This window comes from Ramlibacter sp., from assembly GCF_035548915.1.
GTDB lineage: Bacteria > Pseudomonadota > Gammaproteobacteria > Burkholderiales > Burkholderiaceae_C > Ramlibacter.
On the sequence record NZ_DASZSE010000019.1, the window covers coordinates 86,704 to 102,501 of the forward strand.

At 66.4% G+C, this 15,798-nt stretch carries 17 protein-coding genes; 12 read left to right on the forward strand and 5 right to left on the reverse strand.

Features of this window, described 5'->3' with window-relative positions:
* Window positions 1-24 precede the first annotated feature (24 nt).
* Entirely contained in the window at window positions 25-684 is a 660-nt protein-coding gene (locus VHA82_RS06005; RefSeq protein ID WP_325541228.1) for a YceH family protein, read from the reverse strand.
* Between the two features lie 45 nt (window positions 685-729).
* On the opposite strand from VHA82_RS06005, the gene purN reads away from it, so the two are divergent.
* The 4 genes from purN (at window position 730) to VHA82_RS06025 (ending at window position 4,455) form a co-directional block, all read left to right on the forward strand.
* Complete coding sequence (purN, locus tag VHA82_RS06010; protein ID WP_325541230.1) at window positions 730-1,311, forward strand: phosphoribosylglycinamide formyltransferase; 582 nt, start codon at window positions 730-732, stop codon at window positions 1,309-1,311.
* 5 nt (window positions 1,312-1,316) lie between these two features.
* Window positions 1,317-2,582, forward strand: coding sequence for an RsmB/NOP family class I SAM-dependent RNA methyltransferase (locus tag VHA82_RS06015; RefSeq protein ID WP_325541232.1), 1,266 nt, complete (start codon window positions 1,317-1,319; stop codon window positions 2,580-2,582).
* 119 nt (window positions 2,583-2,701) lie between these two features.
* Entirely contained in the window at window positions 2,702-3,916 is a 1,215-nt protein-coding gene (locus VHA82_RS06020) for a DesA family fatty acid desaturase (protein ID WP_325541234.1), read from the forward strand.
* A 179-nt stretch (window positions 3,917-4,095) separates the two neighbouring features.
* Window positions 4,096-4,455: a hypothetical protein gene (locus tag VHA82_RS06025; protein ID WP_325541236.1), complete on the forward strand. Its 360-nt coding sequence runs from the start codon at window positions 4,096-4,098 to the stop codon at window positions 4,453-4,455.
* Between the two features lie 61 nt (window positions 4,456-4,516).
* On the opposite strand, the gene rpmG is transcribed toward VHA82_RS06025, so the two are convergent.
* From rpmG to trxB, 3 genes are all read right to left on the reverse strand, one after another.
* Complete coding sequence (gene rpmG, locus VHA82_RS06030; protein WP_325541238.1) at window positions 4,517-4,687, reverse strand: 50S ribosomal protein L33; 171 nt, start codon at window positions 4,685-4,687, stop codon at window positions 4,517-4,519.
* 15 nt (window positions 4,688-4,702) lie between these two features.
* Window positions 4,703-4,936 carry a 50S ribosomal protein L28 gene (rpmB, locus tag VHA82_RS06035; protein ID WP_325541240.1) on the reverse strand — a complete coding sequence of 78 codons (234 nt, stop codon included), beginning with the start codon at window positions 4,934-4,936 and terminating at the stop codon, window positions 4,703-4,705.
* Window positions 4,937-5,086: 150 nt separating this feature from the next.
* The gene (trxB, locus tag VHA82_RS06040) at window positions 5,087-6,037 is read right to left on the reverse strand and encodes a thioredoxin-disulfide reductase (protein ID WP_325541242.1); all 951 of its coding nucleotides are present in this window, start codon (window positions 6,035-6,037) and stop codon (window positions 5,087-5,089) included.
* Window positions 6,038-6,192: 155 nt separating this feature from the next.
* On the opposite strand from trxB, the gene VHA82_RS06045 reads away from it, so the two are divergent.
* The 3 genes from VHA82_RS06045 (at window position 6,193) to lolA (ending at window position 9,980) form a co-directional block, all read left to right on the forward strand.
* A complete protein-coding gene (locus VHA82_RS06045) occupies window positions 6,193-6,867 on the forward strand; it encodes a Crp/Fnr family transcriptional regulator (RefSeq protein WP_325541244.1) in 675 nt (224 codons plus the stop codon).
* Window positions 6,868-6,941: 74 nt separating this feature from the next.
* Window positions 6,942-9,269, forward strand: coding sequence for a DNA translocase FtsK (locus tag VHA82_RS06050; protein WP_325541246.1), 2,328 nt, complete (start codon window positions 6,942-6,944; stop codon window positions 9,267-9,269).
* Between the two features lie 69 nt (window positions 9,270-9,338).
* Complete coding sequence (gene lolA / locus VHA82_RS06055) at window positions 9,339-9,980, forward strand: outer membrane lipoprotein chaperone LolA (RefSeq protein ID WP_325541248.1); 642 nt, start codon at window positions 9,339-9,341, stop codon at window positions 9,978-9,980.
* A 108-nt stretch (window positions 9,981-10,088) separates the two neighbouring features.
* Here the strand turns inward: lolA and VHA82_RS06060 are convergent, their stop codons facing one another.
* A complete protein-coding gene (locus VHA82_RS06060) occupies window positions 10,089-10,535 on the reverse strand; it encodes a hypothetical protein (RefSeq protein ID WP_325541250.1) in 447 nt (148 codons plus the stop codon).
* Between the two features lie 24 nt (window positions 10,536-10,559).
* Here VHA82_RS06060 and VHA82_RS06065 point away from each other — a divergent pair, with 24 nt between their 5' ends.
* The 5 genes from VHA82_RS06065 (at window position 10,560) to VHA82_RS06085 (ending at window position 15,752) form a co-directional block, all read left to right on the forward strand.
* Window positions 10,560-11,864, forward strand: coding sequence for a replication-associated recombination protein A (locus VHA82_RS06065; RefSeq protein ID WP_325541252.1), 1,305 nt, complete (start codon window positions 10,560-10,562; stop codon window positions 11,862-11,864).
* 252 nt (window positions 11,865-12,116) lie between these two features.
* Window positions 12,117-13,046: a branched-chain amino acid ABC transporter permease gene (locus VHA82_RS06070; protein ID WP_325541254.1), complete on the forward strand. Its 930-nt coding sequence runs from the start codon at window positions 12,117-12,119 to the stop codon at window positions 13,044-13,046.
* Between the two features lie 14 nt (window positions 13,047-13,060).
* Window positions 13,061-14,212 (forward strand): branched-chain amino acid ABC transporter permease, encoded by a 1,152-nt coding sequence (locus tag VHA82_RS06075; RefSeq protein ID WP_325541256.1) that lies wholly within the window; start codon window positions 13,061-13,063, stop codon window positions 14,210-14,212.
* Complete coding sequence (locus VHA82_RS06080; RefSeq protein WP_325541258.1) at window positions 14,209-15,039, forward strand: ABC transporter ATP-binding protein; 831 nt, start codon at window positions 14,209-14,211, stop codon at window positions 15,037-15,039. The genes VHA82_RS06075 and VHA82_RS06080 overlap by 4 nt, the downstream gene beginning before the upstream one ends.
* The gene (locus tag VHA82_RS06085; protein WP_325541260.1) at window positions 15,036-15,752 is read left to right on the forward strand and encodes an ABC transporter ATP-binding protein; all 717 of its coding nucleotides are present in this window, start codon (window positions 15,036-15,038) and stop codon (window positions 15,750-15,752) included. The genes VHA82_RS06080 and VHA82_RS06085 overlap by 4 nt, the downstream gene beginning before the upstream one ends.
* Window positions 15,753-15,798 lie beyond the last annotated feature (46 nt).

The following is a 15,798-nucleotide window of genomic DNA, read 5'->3' on the forward strand; positions in this document are numbered from 1 at the left end:
GTGCCCAGTTTACGCACGGTCGTGCTATTCGGTGTGTCCGGGTGGCGACATCCCGAGCTCGCGGCACAGGCTGGCCACTGCCGAGCGCAACTGCGCGACTTCGTTTTCGAGCGCGGCCACGCGCTGCTCCAGTGCCGCGCCGCCCGGCTCCCGCGCGGCTTGTGCTTGCGCCAATGCCATGTCGACCGGCCCGCACAAGAGGTGCGCCCAGCGCTGTTCACGCGCACCCGGCGCGCGCGGCAGCTTCACGACGAGCGGGCCGCCCTTGTCCTCGGACCGTTCGCTCAATTCGTCGAGGAACGCTTCGACGGAGGAGATGTCCGCGAATCGGTACCACCGTTCGCTGTTGATGCGCAGCTCCCCCGCCGTCTGGGGACCGCGCAGCATGAGCAGGCCCAGCAGCACCGCGGACTGCTCCGGCACGCCGACACCGCGCTGGAAGTTGTGTTCCCACCGCGCGACGCGGCTGCCGCTCGACTGGAAGACGAGCGAGAGCTGCCTGAGCGACTCGAGCGCTTCCTGCGCTTCGGTCTCGCTCACGGTCATGAGCGGCTCGCGGCTTGTCTTCTGGTTGCAGCCGGCCGCGAGCGCGTTCAGCGACAGGGGGTAGCTGTCGGGCACGGTGCGGGCTTTTTCCATCAGCGTGCCGAGCACGCGCGCTTCGATGACGGTGAGAGGTCTCATGGGCGCAGAAGAGAGTGCAAGTGTGCAGGGATAATCGAGGCTTCCATGAAGAACATCGTGATTCTCATCTCGGGCGGAGGCTCCAACATGGCGGCGATCGTCCGCGCGGCCGAGCGCGACGACTGGCGCAGGACGCATGATGCCCGGATCGCGGCCGTGATCAGCAATCGTCCCGAAGCCCAGGGCCTCGCGTTCGCACGCGACGAGCTTATCGCCACCGAGGTCGTGGACCACAAGCAGTTCCATTCTCGCGAGGCGTTCGACGAAGAGCTCGCGCGACGGGTCGACGTGCATCAGCCGTCGCTGGTGGCGCTGGCGGGCTTCATGCGCATCCTCACGCCGGCGTTCGTGGCGCGCTACAGCGGCCGCATGCTCAACATCCATCCGTCGCTCCTGCCGGCATTTCCCGGCCTCCACACGCACCAGCGCGCGCTCGACGCGGGCTGCAAGGTGGCCGGCTGCACGGTGCACCAGGTGACGGCCGAGCTCGACTACGGGCCGATCCTCGAGCAGGCTGTCGTTCCGGTCCTCGAAGGCGACACGGCCGAGGCGCTTGCCGCGCGCGTGCTCACGCAGGAGCACGTGATCTATCCGCGCGCCATCGCGCGGCTCCTGCCTTCGCTGTAGCCACGATGCATCCCAAGGCTTTGCTGGACGCGTGCGCCGAGCTGCTCGCGCAGGTGCTGAAGTTCGATCACCCGGCCGACGCGGTGGTGTCGCGCTACTTTCGCGAGCATCGCTCGCTCGGCCCGCGCGAGCGCGCGACGCTCGCCGAGACCGTCTACAACGTGCTGAGGCGCAAGCTCCTCTTCGAGCATTTCGCCCCTTCCGGCAGCGGCCCGAAGGAGCGGCGCCTCGCGATCCTCGGCTTCGCGGGGACGCGCGACTATCTGAAGAGCGCGCTCTCGCAGCCCGAAAAGCACTGGCTCGACGAGTGCGATTCCATCGACGCCGGCAACCTGCTGGAGCGGCACCGCCACAACCTGCCGGAATGGCTCGCGCAACCGCTGAAAGAAGAGCTGGGCGGGGAGTTCTGGCCGCTCGTGGAGGCGTTGAGCCGGCCCGCGCCGCTCGACATCCGCGTGAACGGCTTCACCGACAAGCGCGACGACGTCCAGCGCGAGCTCGAACTCGCCGGAGTCGAGTCCGTGCCGACGCCCTATTCGCCGTGGGGCTTGCGCCTGGCCGACAAGCCGGCGCTCACGCGGCTGGACGCGTTCGCCCGCGGCGCGATCGAGGTGCAGGACGAAGGCTCGCAGCTGCTTGCGCTCCTCACCGATGCGAAGCGCGGGCAGATGGTCGTGGACTTCTGCGCGGGCGCGGGCGGCAAGACGCTCGCGCTCGGAAGCGCGATGCGCAACACCGGGCGGCTCTATGCGTTCGACGTCTCGGCGCACCGGCTCGATGCGCTCAAGCCGCGCCTTGCGCGCAGCAAACTCTCCAACGTCCACCCCGCCGCGATCGCGCACGAGCGCGACGACCGCGTGAAGCGCCTCGCGGGCAAGATCGACCGGGTGATCGTCGATGCGCCCTGTTCGGGGCTCGGAACGCTGCGCCGCAACCCGGACCTGAAATGGCGGCAAAGCCCGAAGGCGATCGAGGAGCTCGCGGCCAAGCAGAAGGCGATCCTCGAAAGCGCCGCGCGACTGCTGAAGCCCGGCGGCAGGCTCGTCTATGCGACCTGCAGCCTGCTTCGTCAGGAAAATGAAGGCATCGCGGAGGCGTTCACCGCGGCGCACGCCGACTTTGCCCCGGTTCCGGTCGGCGGGCTCCTCGCGCAACTGAAGGTCCCGAGGGCGGAGACGCTCGTTGCCGGCGAAGGCGGCCTTTATCTGCGCCTCTGGCCGCACCGGCACGCGACCGACGGTTTCTTCGCCGCCGTGTGGCAGAAGTCCTGATTTGGGTCAAAGCGCCGGCCGGCTGTGAAAATTCTCAGCCCGCCTTCGAACCCCGGGCCTTAGAATCCCTCCAAAGAAGGATTCGTCCTGACTTTCCCAACCGAGGAGACTTCCCCGATATGTTGCTTCCCGACTGGGCCGTGCTGAACGCGGCCATCGACTGGCTCGCGCACGGCTTCTGGAACCTGTCGTGGTGGCAGATCGTCATCTATACGCTGGTGACGACGCACATCACGATCGCCAGCGTCACGATCTTCCTGCACCGCAGCCAGGCCCACCGCGCGCTCGACCTGCACGCGATTCCCTCGCACTTCTTCCGCTTCTGGCTGTGGCTCGGAACGGGCATGGTGACGAAGGAATGGGTGGCGATCCACCGCAAGCACCACGCCAAGTGCGAGACGCCGGACGATCCCCACAGCCCGCAGACGCGCGGCATCGAGAAGGTGTTCTGGCAAGGCGCGGAGCTGTATCGCGACGAAGCGAAGAACCTCGAGACCTTGAAGAAGTTCGGCCACGGCACGCCCGACGACTGGATCGAGCGCAACCTGTACACCCGCTACAGCTGGCAGGGCGTGGGCCTCATGCTGATCCTCAATGTCGCGCTCTTCGGCGCGGCGGGTCTGGCGGTGTGGGCTGTGCAGATGGCGTGGATTCCGGTCACCGCGGCCGGGATCATCAACGGCATCGGCCACTACTGGGGCTACCGCAATTACGAGGCGCCCGACGCGAGCACGAACATCTCGCCGTGGGGCATCCTGATCGGCGGCGAGGAGCTGCACAACAACCACCACACGTATCCCACTTCGGCGAAATTCTCGGTGAAGCGCTACGAGTTCGACATCGGGTGGATTTACATCCAGCTCATGCGCAAGGTGGGGTGGGCCACCGTGAAGAAGGTGCCGCCGAAGCTCGTCCTGGGCGAGATCAAGGCCGTGGCCGACGAGCGAACGCTCGAGGCGCTCATCGCCAACCGCTACGAAGTCATGGCGCGCTACGCCCGCGAAATGAAGCGCGCCTGCCAGGCGGAGCTCTCGCAGATGAAGGCGCGCGGTCAGGACTTCTCCGCTCTGAAGGCGGCCCGGCGCTGGCTGCATCGCGATAGCGACAAGCTCACGCCGGCGGCGCGCACCCAGCTTGCCGAGGCGCGCGCGGCGCATCCGGTGCTCGACAAGATGATGGCCATGCGCGAGGAGCTGCGCCAGATGTGGCTCAACACGTCGCATTCGCGCGAACAGCTCGCCGTGGACCTGCAGGCGTGGTGCCGCCGGGCCGAGGAAAGCGGGATCGAGGCGCTCAGCCAGTTCTCGATGAAGCTGCGGGCCGTCCACGCCTGAGCCAGCGATTCGAGTCCGAACGAAAGCCCGCGCGAGCGGGCTTTTTTCATGTCTGTCACGGCTGACGATACTTTCCGTCACGACCACATGGATTTGGGGTACGCGTCGGACACGGCATGGATACGCAGCCGGTGTGCAATGGGGGCAACCGCGGAATTTTTCCGCGGAAGGAGCGCATCATGAAAAAACTGATTCTCGCTGCAGCGGCGGCCGCGGCTGTCGCGGCGGCCGCACCCGTGTTCGCGCAAGGAGCGGAGTGCCAGGCCGGTTCGGCCTACGGGACTCCGGCGGGATGCCCGTCGAACGGAACGCCGCCGGCGCTCACGTACAACAGCGGTTCGCCCGTCTTCGTGCCGGGGTATCCGACCACCGTCGTGCCGCAGTACGACGATTCGTATGCGAATGGCGTGCCCTATGCGTACGACGTGCCGCGAAGCACGCACCGGTACCGGCACCTGCACCGCACCCGCAACGACCGCGACGGCGATGGGGTGGTGAACTGGCAGGACCGTTACCCGGACGATTCGCGCTGGCGGTGAAAGGGGAATGAAAGAGCCCCGCGCGGGGATGAAATGACGCGCGCCGCTTTGCGGCGCCAAGTCATTTCAACTTCACTTCCTTGTATTCGACGTGCTTGCGTGCCTTCGGGTCGAACTTCATGATCGACATCTTCTCAGGCATCGTCTTCTTGTTCTTGCTCGTCGTATAGAAGTGGCCGGTGCCGGCCGTGGATTCCAGCTTGATCTTTTCGCGTCCGCCTTTGGCTGCCATCTCGTCACTCCTGAATTAGGCCTGGCCGCGGGCACGCATGTCCGCCAGCACGGCATCGATGCCATTCTTGTCGATGAGGCGCAGCGCGGCGCTCGACACGCGCAGACGCACCCAGCGGTTCTCGCTCTCGACCCAGAAACGGCGGTATTGCAGGTTCGGCAGGAACCGGCGCTTGGTCTTGTTGTTGGCGTGGGAGACGTTGTTTCCCACCATCGGCTTCTTGCCCGTGACTTCGCATTCGCGTGCCATTGCAGCACTCCTACTTGCCGCCCGGTCGCGCTCGCGTACCGGGCTCACCTCGCCACTGCGGGGGCGGTGTCCGGCTGGGAGAAACCCAGCAAAGCCGATCATTATAGCTCTGCCCGCGCAATCCGCCTCGACGCCGGTCTGCGACGCCGGCTACTCCTGCTCCAGAAACCTCTGCGCATCCAGCGCCGCCATGCACCCCGTGCCCGCGCTCGTGATCGCCTGGCGATACACGTGGTCCTGCACATCGCCGGCCGCAAAGACGCCCGGCACGCTCGTCATGGTCGCGAAGCCCGCAAGACCCGACTTCGTGAGGATGTAGCCGTCCTTCATCTCCAGCTGTCCCTGGAAGATGTCGGTATTGGGATGGTGGCCGATCGCGATGAAGCAGCCCTGCAGCGCGAGGTCTTCCGTCTCGCCGGTGCGCGCGTCCTTCAGACGCACACCGGTCACGCCCGTCGCATCGCCCAGCACTTCATCGAGGGTCTTGAACAGCTTCAGCTCGATCTTTCCCTCGGCCACCTTGTGCTTCACCTTGTCGATGAGAATCGGCTCGGCGCGAAACTTGTCGCGGCGATGCACGAGAAATACCTTGCTCGCGATGTTCGAAAGATAAAGCGCCTCTTCGACCGCGGTGTTGCCGCCGCCGATCACCGCCGTCACCTGGTTGCGATAGAAGAATCCGTCGCACGTGGCGCACGCGCTCACGCCCTTGCCCATGAAAGCGCTTTCAGACGGCAGCCCCAGGTACTTCGCCGAGGCGCCGGTCGCGATGACGAGCGCGTCGCAGGTGTACTCGCCGCTGTCGCCCCTCAGCCTGAAGGGCCGCTTCGACAGATCCACCGCGGCGATGTGGTCGAACACGATCTTCGTCTTGAAACGCTCGGCGTGTTCGAGGAAGCGCTGCATCAGCTCCGGGCCCTGCACGCCGTTCACGTCGGCGGGCCAGTTGTCCACGTCGGTGGTGGTCATCAACTGGCCGCCTTGCGCGATGCCGGTGACAAGCAGCGGCTCGAGGTTGGCGCGAGCTGCGTAGACGGCGGCGGTGTAGCCCGCGGGGCCGGAGCCGAGAATCAGGACTTTGGCGTGCTGCGTGGTGGTCATGGGTCGAGTGTCCTGTAGGGGAAATGCCACAGGACGGTGTACATTTTGGGTCGTGCGGCCGAGTATCGACCGCGAAGCAGGCATGATGCCTCGCGTAATTCCTATTCGCGCGATTGTAAGAACCCATGGCCGCAGATCACGGAGGGTCTTGAGACATGTCGATGCTGTCCAACCTGGAGCTGATTCGCCGGGTGCCGCTGTTCGCTCTGCTGACATCCTCCCAGGCCGAATCGGTAGCGGAGGCAGTCGTCAAGCGGCGTTGCAAGCGCGGCGAAGTCATCGTCGAGCAGGGCGAGAAGTCCAACACGCTCTTCATCATCCTCACGGGTCGCGTGCGGGTCGTCACGTCCGACAAGCGCGGCCGCGAAGTGATTCTCGCCACGCTCAATCCGGGCGACTACATCGGCGAGATGAGCCTGATCGACAACGAGCCGCATTCGGCCACCTGCCGCGCGGAAGTGCAGACCGACATGCTCACGCTCGGCCGCGCGGAGTTCGCGCGCTGCCTGCCGGAAAACAGCTCGATGGCCTACGCGATCATGCGCGGGCTCGTACAGCGGCTGCGCCAGGCGGACCGCAAGATCGAATCGCTCGCGCTCATGGACGTCTACGGCCGCGTGGCCCGGGCGCTGCTCGAATTCGCGCAGCCGGACCGCGAAGGCAACATGACCATCCGCGAACGCATCTCGCGGCAGGACATCGCGAAGATGGTCGGCGCCTCGCGCGAGATGGTGAGCCGCGTGATGAAGGACCTCGAAGACCGCGGTTTCATCGAAACGCGCGAAGACGGCTCGATGCTCGTGAAGGACCGGCTCACGACGCTCGGCTAGCCGAGGCACTCCCACGCGCGCCGTAACACGCGGCCTCTGGATTCCCGCCGTCGCGGGAATGACAATGGCGGTCGATGACGTATTCGCTGAACACCCTGAACGACACCGGCGCAATGCAAGCGCCCCGGCCCGCCGGCCGGCTCACCTACGAACTCGCCTGCGTCGCCGCGGGCGTGGCGATCGCCTTCTGGCTGCTCTCGCTCGCGAGCTACTCGCCGCAGGACGCGGCCTTCTCCACCTCCGGGTCCGGCGCGACCGTGCGGAACTGGGGCGGGCGGCTGGGCGCCTGGCTCGCCGATGCAAGCTACTTCCTCCTCGGCTACTCGGTGTGGTGGTGCGTGGCGCTCGCCATCCGCGGGTGGCTTTCGATGCTCGCCCGCTGGATGCGCGGCCAACCGGCGCCCGAGCCCGCGGCCGGACCTCCGTGGCTGCGGGGCCGCCTCGGGTTCTGGTCGGCACTCGCGCTGCTGCTCGCGGCCAGCACGTCGCTCGAGTGGGCGCGCCTCTATCGCTTCGAGCCGCGGCTGCCGGATCACGCGGGCGGCGCGCTCGGTTTCGTCACCGGGCCGGCGGCGGTGCAGTGGCTCGGCTTTCTCGGCTCGGGGCTCGTGGGCGTGGCGCTGATCGTCGTTGCCGCATCCATCGTCTTTCGCTTTTCGTGGAGCCACGTCGCCGAGCAACTCGGCGCGCGGATCGACGGCTTCATCGGCGCGGTGCGCGAGAAGCGCGAGATTGCCGAGGACGTCGCCGCCGGCCAGCGCGCGGCGAAGGAACGCGAGGAAGTCTTGCACGAGGAACGCGTGGAGATCGAGGAACACCACCCGACGCCCGTGCTGATCGAGCCCACGCTCGTCGAAGTGCCCCGAAGCGAACGCGTCGCGAAGGAAAGGCAAAAGCCGCTCTTTGCCGAAATGCCCGACAGCAAGCTGCCGCAGGTGGATCTTCTGGACAGCGCATCGGGCCGGCAGGAGACGGTGTCGGCCGAGACGCTCGAGATGACTTCGCGCCTGATCGAAAAGAAGCTGAAGGACTTCGGCGTCGAAGTGCGTGTCGTCGCCGCGGCGCCGGGGCCCGTCATCACGCGCTACGAGATCGAGCCCGCCACCGGCGTGAAGGGCTCGCAGATCGTGAACCTCGCGAAGGACCTCGCGCGGTCGCTCTCGCTCGTGTCGATCCGCGTGATCGAGACGATCCCCGGCAAGAACTTCATGGCGCTCGAACTGCCCAACGCGAAGCGGCAGTCGATCCGCCTTTCGGAAATCCTCGGCTCGCAAGCCTACAACGAAGCCAAGTCGATGCTCACGCTCGGCCTCGGCAAGGACATCGTCGGCAACCCCGTCGTCGCGGACCTCGCGAAGATGCCGCACGTGCTGGTCGCGGGGACCACGGGCTCGGGCAAGTCGGTGGGGATCAACGGGATGATCCTGTCGCTGCTGTACAAGGCCGAGGCACGCGACGTGCGCGTGCTCATGATCGATCCGAAGATGCTCGAGATGTCGGTCTACGAAGGCATCCCGCATCTGCTCGCGCCGGTAGTGACCGACATGCGCCAGGCGGCCAACGGCCTCAACTGGTGCGTGATGGAGATGGAGCGCCGCTACAAGCTCATGAGCAAGCTGGGCGTGCGCAACCTCGCGGGCTACAACCATAAGATCGACGAGGCGAAAGCCCGGGACGAGTTCATCCACAACCCGTTCTCGCTCACGCCCGACAGTCCCGAGCCGCTCGACCGGCTGCCGCACATCGTGGTCGTGATCGACGAGCTCGCCGACCTCATGATGGTGGTCGGCAAGAAGATCGAGGAGCTGATCGCGCGGCTCGCGCAGAAGGCGCGCGCGGCGGGCATCCACCTCATCCTCGCGACGCAGCGCCCGAGCGTGGACGTGATCACGGGCCTCATCAAGGCCAACATCCCGACGCGCATCGCGTTCCAGGTGTCGAGCAAGATCGACAGCCGCACGATCCTCGACCAGATGGGTGCCGAGGCGCTGCTCGGCATGGGCGACATGCTCTACATGGCGAGCGGCACGGGCTTGCCCGTGCGCGTGCACGGCGCCTTCGTGAGCGACGAAGAGGTGCATCGCGTGGTTGCGTACCTGAAGGAGCAAGGCGGCGAGCCGAACTACATCGAAGGCGTGCTGGAAGGCGGCGTGCTCGATGGCGAGGATGGCGGCGCGGCCGCGGTCGGCGAAGGCAGCGGCGAGAACGATCCGCTCTACGACCGCGCCGTGGAGATCGTGCTCAAGAACAACAAGGCGAGCATCTCGCTCGTGCAGCGGCACCTCTCGATCGGCTACAACAAGGCCGCGAACCTGCTGGAGGCGATGGAGAAGGCCGGGCTGGTGAGCGCGATGAACGGGCGCGGGCAGCGCGAGATCCTGGTGCGCTCGGGCGCGGAGTAGGACTCCTCCGGCGTCACCACGGGTTGCCGTGCCGTGCGGGCGCAGCGCAACGGGAAGACAATGCACCTCATGAAGAAACTTCTCATGGCCGTGCTCGCCTTCTGTTGGGCAGGCGTCTCGATGTCCGCCTTCGCAGGCGGCATGGATGCGCTCGAATCGTTCATCCGCAATGCGAAGACCGGCCACGCCGAATTCACGCAGACCGTGACCTCGCCCGCGCGCGAAGGTCAGGCGGCCCGCACCAGGAATTCATCGGGCACGTTCGACTTCCAGCGGCCGAACCACTTCCGCTTCATCTACCGCAAGCCCTTCGAGCAGACGCTGGTGGCTGATGGCGAGACGCTCTGGCTCTACGATCAGGACCTGAACCAGGTGACCGCGCGCCGGCAGGCGAAGGTGCTGGGGTCGACTCCCGCGGCGTTGATCGCGGCTTCGCCGGACATCGAGACCCTGAGGAAGGACTTCGAGCTGCAGGAGCTGCCCGCGCAGGACGGCATGCAGTGGGTGCAGGCGACACCCAGGACGCGCGATGGGCAGCTTCGGAGCATGAAAGCGGGATTTCGCGGCGACGAGCTGGCGGTGCTCGAGATCTTGGACGGATTCGGTCAGCGCTCGGTGATGCGCTTCAGCGGGATGCAGCTGAATGGCGGCGTATCCGCGGATTCGTTCCGTTTCACGCCGCCCACCGGTGTGGACGTGGTGAAGCAGTAACTCGTCGTCGGCCCGCCGTCATCCCCGCCCTCACCGTCATCCCCGCTCTCACCGTCATCCCCGCTCTCACCGTCATCCCCGCCCCCACCGTCATCCCCGCCCCCACCGTCATCCCCGCGAAGGCGGGGATCCAGAGCCCCCTCCGCTTCCCGCGCCCTCGATTCCCGCCTGCGCGGGAATGACGGCATCGGCCATGCGTTGCAATTCCTTCCTCTCGATGAATTCATCCATCCGCGCCACGAGCCGCCACCACTCGCTTCCATCTTCGCGATAGACCCGAGTCGCGCCCGCGCGCACCAGGATCTTGCGCAGCTCGTCCGCCTCGAAGCCGCCGAGCGCACGCTGCAACGCCTCGAACGAACGATCCGTGAACGACCTGTGCGACAGCAGCATGCGCGCCGTTTCCTCCGCCACGAACTCGGTCTTGTGCTGCGCCCGCATCACTTCGAGCTGGTTCTTCAGCTGCTGCCGGTTCAGCAAATACGTGATCCCGCCGCCCACCAGAGCGCCCAGGAGCGCGGAAAACGTGTGCCAGAGCGGATTGGTGGGGTCCATGCGCGCAAAATATAAACTGCGCAGGTGAGCACGGCCGCCTCCACTCATCCGCCGCTCGCGGAGCGCCTTCGCCCGAAGACCCTGGCCGAAGTGATCGGCCAGCAGCACCTGCTGGGCGAGGGCATGCCGCTGCGCATCGCGTTCGAATCCGGCGAGCCGCACAGCTGCATCCTGTGGGGCCCGCCCGGCACGGGCAAGACGACGATCGCGCGCCTCATGGCCGAAGCGTTCGATGCGAAGTTCATCACCATCAGCGCCGTGCTGGGCGGCGTGAAGGACATCCGCGACGCCGTGGAGCAGGCCCAGATCGCGCAGGCGCACGGACGCAGGACGATCGTGTTCGTGGACGAGGTGCACCGCTTCAACAAGAGCCAGCAGGACGCCTTCCTGCCGCACGTGGAGTCGGGGCTTTTCACGTTCATCGGCGCCACGACCGAGAACCCGTCGTTCGAGGTGGTGTCGGCGCTTCTGTCGCGCTCCGTGGTCTATGTGCTGCAGCCGCTCACCGAAGCCGACCTCGAACGGATCGTGCAACGCGCGCAGGCGATCGATGCGGTGCCGCCGATCGAAGACAAGGCGAGGGCGCGGCTCATCTCCTATGCCGACGGCGACGCGCGGCGGCTTCTGAACACGCTCGAAACGCTCGCGGTCGCGGCGAAGAAGGAAAAGCGCGGCGAGATCACCGACGAGTGGGTGCTCAAGGCGCTTGGCGAGCGCATGCGCCGCTACGACAAGGCCGGCGAACAGTTCTACGACACGATCAGCGCGCTGCACAAGGCGGTGCGCGGATCGGACCCGGATGCGTCGCTCTACTGGTTCGTCCGCATGCTCGATGGCGGGGCGGACCCCCGCTACATCGCGCGGCGGATGATCCGCATGGCCGTGGAAGACGTGGGCCTCGCCGACCCGAGGGCGCTGCGTCTGGCGCTCGATGCCGCCGAGACGTACGAACGTCTGGGCACGCCCGAGGGCGAACTCGCGCTCGCCGAATGCGTGCTGTATCTCGCGGTCGCGCCGAAGTCGAACGCGGTCTACAACGCCTACAGCGAGGCTCGCGCCCTGGTGCGCAAGGACGGCACCCGTGCGGTGCCGCTGCACCTGCGCAATGCCCCCACGCGGCTCATGAAGGACCTGGGCTACGGGCGCGACTACCGCTACGCGCACAACGAGGAGGACGCCTTCGCCGCGGGCGAGACCTACTGGCCCGAAGGCATGGAGCCGCCCGGGTTCTACCGCCCCACGGCGCGTGGCCTCGAGATACGCATCGGCGAGAAGCTCGCCGAATTGCGCGCGCGCAATTCGGCCGCGCGCGACGACAAGGATGAATGAAGGCCATTCGGATCGTGCATTCCACGATGACGAGGCCTCATTTCAAGGGTAAACCCGCGCCTTTGCCGCTGGGTTGCGGTCAGTACCCCGCACTACAATCCCGCCCAGCAACCCGCCCGTGCTTTCCTTGGCGGGTTTTTTGCTAGTTGCGTGCGTGCTTCACGAGAGCACACTCGCCGACAACAGCGGCGCCAGGCCATGCAGGACGGCTTCACGGCACCGCCTCCCGCAAAGTAACGGAGAACGAAGTCTATGGACATCTTGCTGCAGCAGATCATCAACGGTCTGGTCCTCGGCAGCATGTACGCGCTGGTGGCACTCGGCTACACCATGGTGTACGGCATCATCAACCTGATCAACTTCGCGCACGGCGAGGTCCTCATGATGGGGGCCATCACGAGCTGGGTGGTGATCGGCCAGCTGCGCGAGACGTTTCCCGGCATGCCCGGCTGGCTCGTGCTGCTGATATCGATGGTGGTCGCGTGCGCCGCGGCCGCGGTGCTCAACTTCTTCATCGAGAAGATCGCCTACCGGCCGCTTCGCAACAGCCCGAAGCTCGCGCCGCTCATCACCGCCATCGGCATGTCGATCCTCTTGCAGACGCTCGCGATGATCATCTTCAAGCCGAACTACAAGGCCTATCCGACGCTCCTGCCGGCGAAGCCGTTCGAGTTCGGCGGCGCGGTGATCACGGCCACGCAGATCATGATCCTCGTGCTCACCGCGGTGTCGCTCGCCGTGCTGTCGTACATGGTGAACTACACGCGGCTCGGACGCGCGATGCGCGCCACGGCCGAAAACCCGCGCGTCGCGGCGCTGATGGGCGTGAAGCCCGACACGGTCATATCCGCGACCTTCGTGATCGGCGCCGTGCTCGCCACCATCGCGGGCGTGATGTACGCATCGAACTACGGCACGGTGCAGCACACGATGGGCTTCCTGCCGGGCCTGAAGGCCTTTACCGCCGCCGTCTTCGGCGGCATCGGCAACCTCCCCGGCGCGGTGGTGGGAGGCGTGCTGCTCGGCCTCATCGAGGCGATCGGCTCCGGCTACATCGGCACCGTGACCGGTGGCGTGCTCGGGAGCAACTACACCGACATCTTCGCTTTCATCGTGCTGATCGCGATGCTCACCCTGCGTCCCTCGGGCCTGCTCGGCGAACGCGTGGCGGACCGCGCCTGAAGGAGACGCACGACATGGAAGCATTCCTCCGCCGCCAGAACAAGTACGTCGTGTGGGCCGTGTGCACGATCGCCGTGCTCGTGCTGCCGCTCGCGCTGCAGTACGCGGGCAACTTCTGGGTGCGCATCGCCGACTTCGCGCTGCTTTACGTGCTGCTCTCGCTCGGCCTCAACATCGTGGTGGGCTACGCGGGCTTGCTGGACCTCGGCTACGTCGCTTTCTTCGCGATCGGGGCCTACATGTACGGCCTGCTCGCGTCGCCGCATCTCACAGAGGAATTCGAGTGGTTCGCGACGAACTTCCCGGACGGGCTGCACCTGAGCATCTGGCTGTGCATCCCGCTCGGCGCGGCGCTCGCGGGCATCTTCGGCGTGCTGCTGGGCGCGCCCACGCTCAAGCTGCGCGGCGACTATCTCGCGATCGTGACGCTCGGCTTCGGCGAGATCATCCGCGTCTTCATGAACAACCTCGACCGGCCGGTGAACATCACGAACGGCCCCAAGGGGCTTTCGCTGATCGACCCGGTGCGCATCTTCGGCCTGGACCTCGGCAAGCCGCTCGAGATCACCGAGAACTTCACGATCGCATCGGTCACCTGGTACTACTACCTGTTCCTCGTGCTCGTGTTCTTCAGCGTGATCATCTGCCACCGGCTCGAAGTCTCGCGCATCGGCCGCGCCTGGATGGCGATCCGCGAGGACGAGATCGCCGCCAAGGCGATGGGCATCAACACCCGCAACATGAAGCTGCTCGCGTTCGGCATGGGCGCGACGTTCGGCGGCGTCGCGGGGTCGATGTTCGCTGCGTTCCAGGGATTCGTGTCGCCCGAGTCGTTCGCGCTCACCGAGTCGGTGATGATCGTGGCGATGGTCGTGCTCGGGGGCATCGGCCATCTGCCGGGCGTGATCCTCGGCGCGGTCCTGCTTTCCGCGCTGCCGGAAGTGCTTCGCTGGGTCTCGGGCGTCTTCGACCTGCAATCGGTGAGCGGCGGACGGCTCGACCCCGCGATCTTGCGTCAGCTCATGATCGCGCTTGCGATGATCATCGTGATGCTGCTGCGTCCGCGCGGCCTGTGGCCGACACCCGAGCATGGGAAGTCGCTGCAGCGCGAGGCGCCCGCGGCCAAGCCGCAGGTGGCGGCGGCTGAAACGGAGGTCGCGGCATGACGGACGCCGTGCTGCGCGTCAGCGCAATCTCCAAGCGTTTCGGCGGCCTGCAGGCCCTCTCGGACGTCGGCGTCACCATCGAGCGCGGGCAGGTGTACGGCCTGATCGGGCCGAACGGTGCCGGCAAGACCACTTTCTTCAACGTCATCACGGGCCTCTACACGCCCGACAGCGGCACCTTCGAGCTGGGCGGCAAGCCGTACACGCCGAGCGCGGTGCACGAAGTGGCGAAGGCGGGCATCGCGCGTACGTTCCAGAACATCCGGCTCTTCGCGGAGATGACCGCGCTCGAGAACGTGATGGTGGGCAGGCACATCCGAACCCATTCGGGCCTGATGGGCGCCATGTTCCGCACGGCCGCCTTCAAGCAGGAAGAAGCCGAGATCGCCCGGCGCGCGCAGGAACTGCTCGACTATGTCGGCATCGGCAAGCTGGCGCCCTTCAAGGCGCGCACGCTGTCGTACGGCGACCAGCGGCGCCTCGAGATCGCGCGCGCCCTCGCCACCGATCCGCAGTTGCTCGCGCTGGACGAGCCGGCCGCGGGCATGAACTCCACCGAGAAGGTGACGCTGCGCGAGTTGATCGATCGCATCCGCAAGGACGGCCGCACCATTCTTCTCATCGAGCACGACGTGAAGCTGGTCATGGGCCTGTGCGACCGCGTGACCGTGCTCGACTACGGCAAGCAGATCGCGGAAGGCAATCCATACGACGTGCAGCGCAACGAAAAAGTGATCGAGGCCTATCTGGGCCACAGCCACAAGCCGACCGGCACGGCCGCCCCGGTCGCGCCCGCCACGGCACCGGCCGCGGGAGCGCCGGAATGAGCGCGACGCTGCTGAAGGTGAGCGGCCTGAAAGTCGCCTATGGCGGCATCCAGGCCGTGAAGGGCGTGGATTTCGAAGTTCGCGAAGGCGAGCTCGTCACGCTGATCGGCTCCAACGGAGCCGGCAAGACGACGACGATGAAAGCCATCACCGGTCTTCTCGCGCTGAACGACGGCGACATCGAGTATCTCGGGCAGAGCGTCCGCGGGCGCGGCGCGTGGGACCTCGTGAAAAAGGGCCTCGCGATGGTGCCGGAAGGCCGCGGCGTCTTCACGCGCATGTCGATCGCCGAGAACCTACTGATGGGCGCGCACATCCGCGCCGACAAGGAAGGCATCGCGGCGGACGTCGACCGGATCTTCGGCATCTTTCCGCGCCTGAAGGAACGCAAGGACCAGCTCGCGGGCACGCTGTCGGGCGGCGAACAGCAGATGCTCGCCATGGGCCGGGCGCTCATGAGCCGCCCGAAGGTGCTGCTGATGGACGAGCCGTCGATGGGTCTCGCGCCGATCATGGTCGACAAGATCTTCGAGGTGGTGAAAGAAGTCCACGGGCAAGGCGTGACGGTGCTCCTGGTCGAGCAGAACGCGAGCCGCGCGCTCGAGATCGCCGATCGGGGCTACGTCATGGAATCGGGCCTCATCACGATGACCGGCGAGGCCAAGCAGATGCTGAGCGATCCGAAGGTGCGCGCGGCCTACCTGGGCGAGTGATCGCCTCGGGCGCTCCGCCCATGACCTGCGTGGTGGGGTAGCCGTA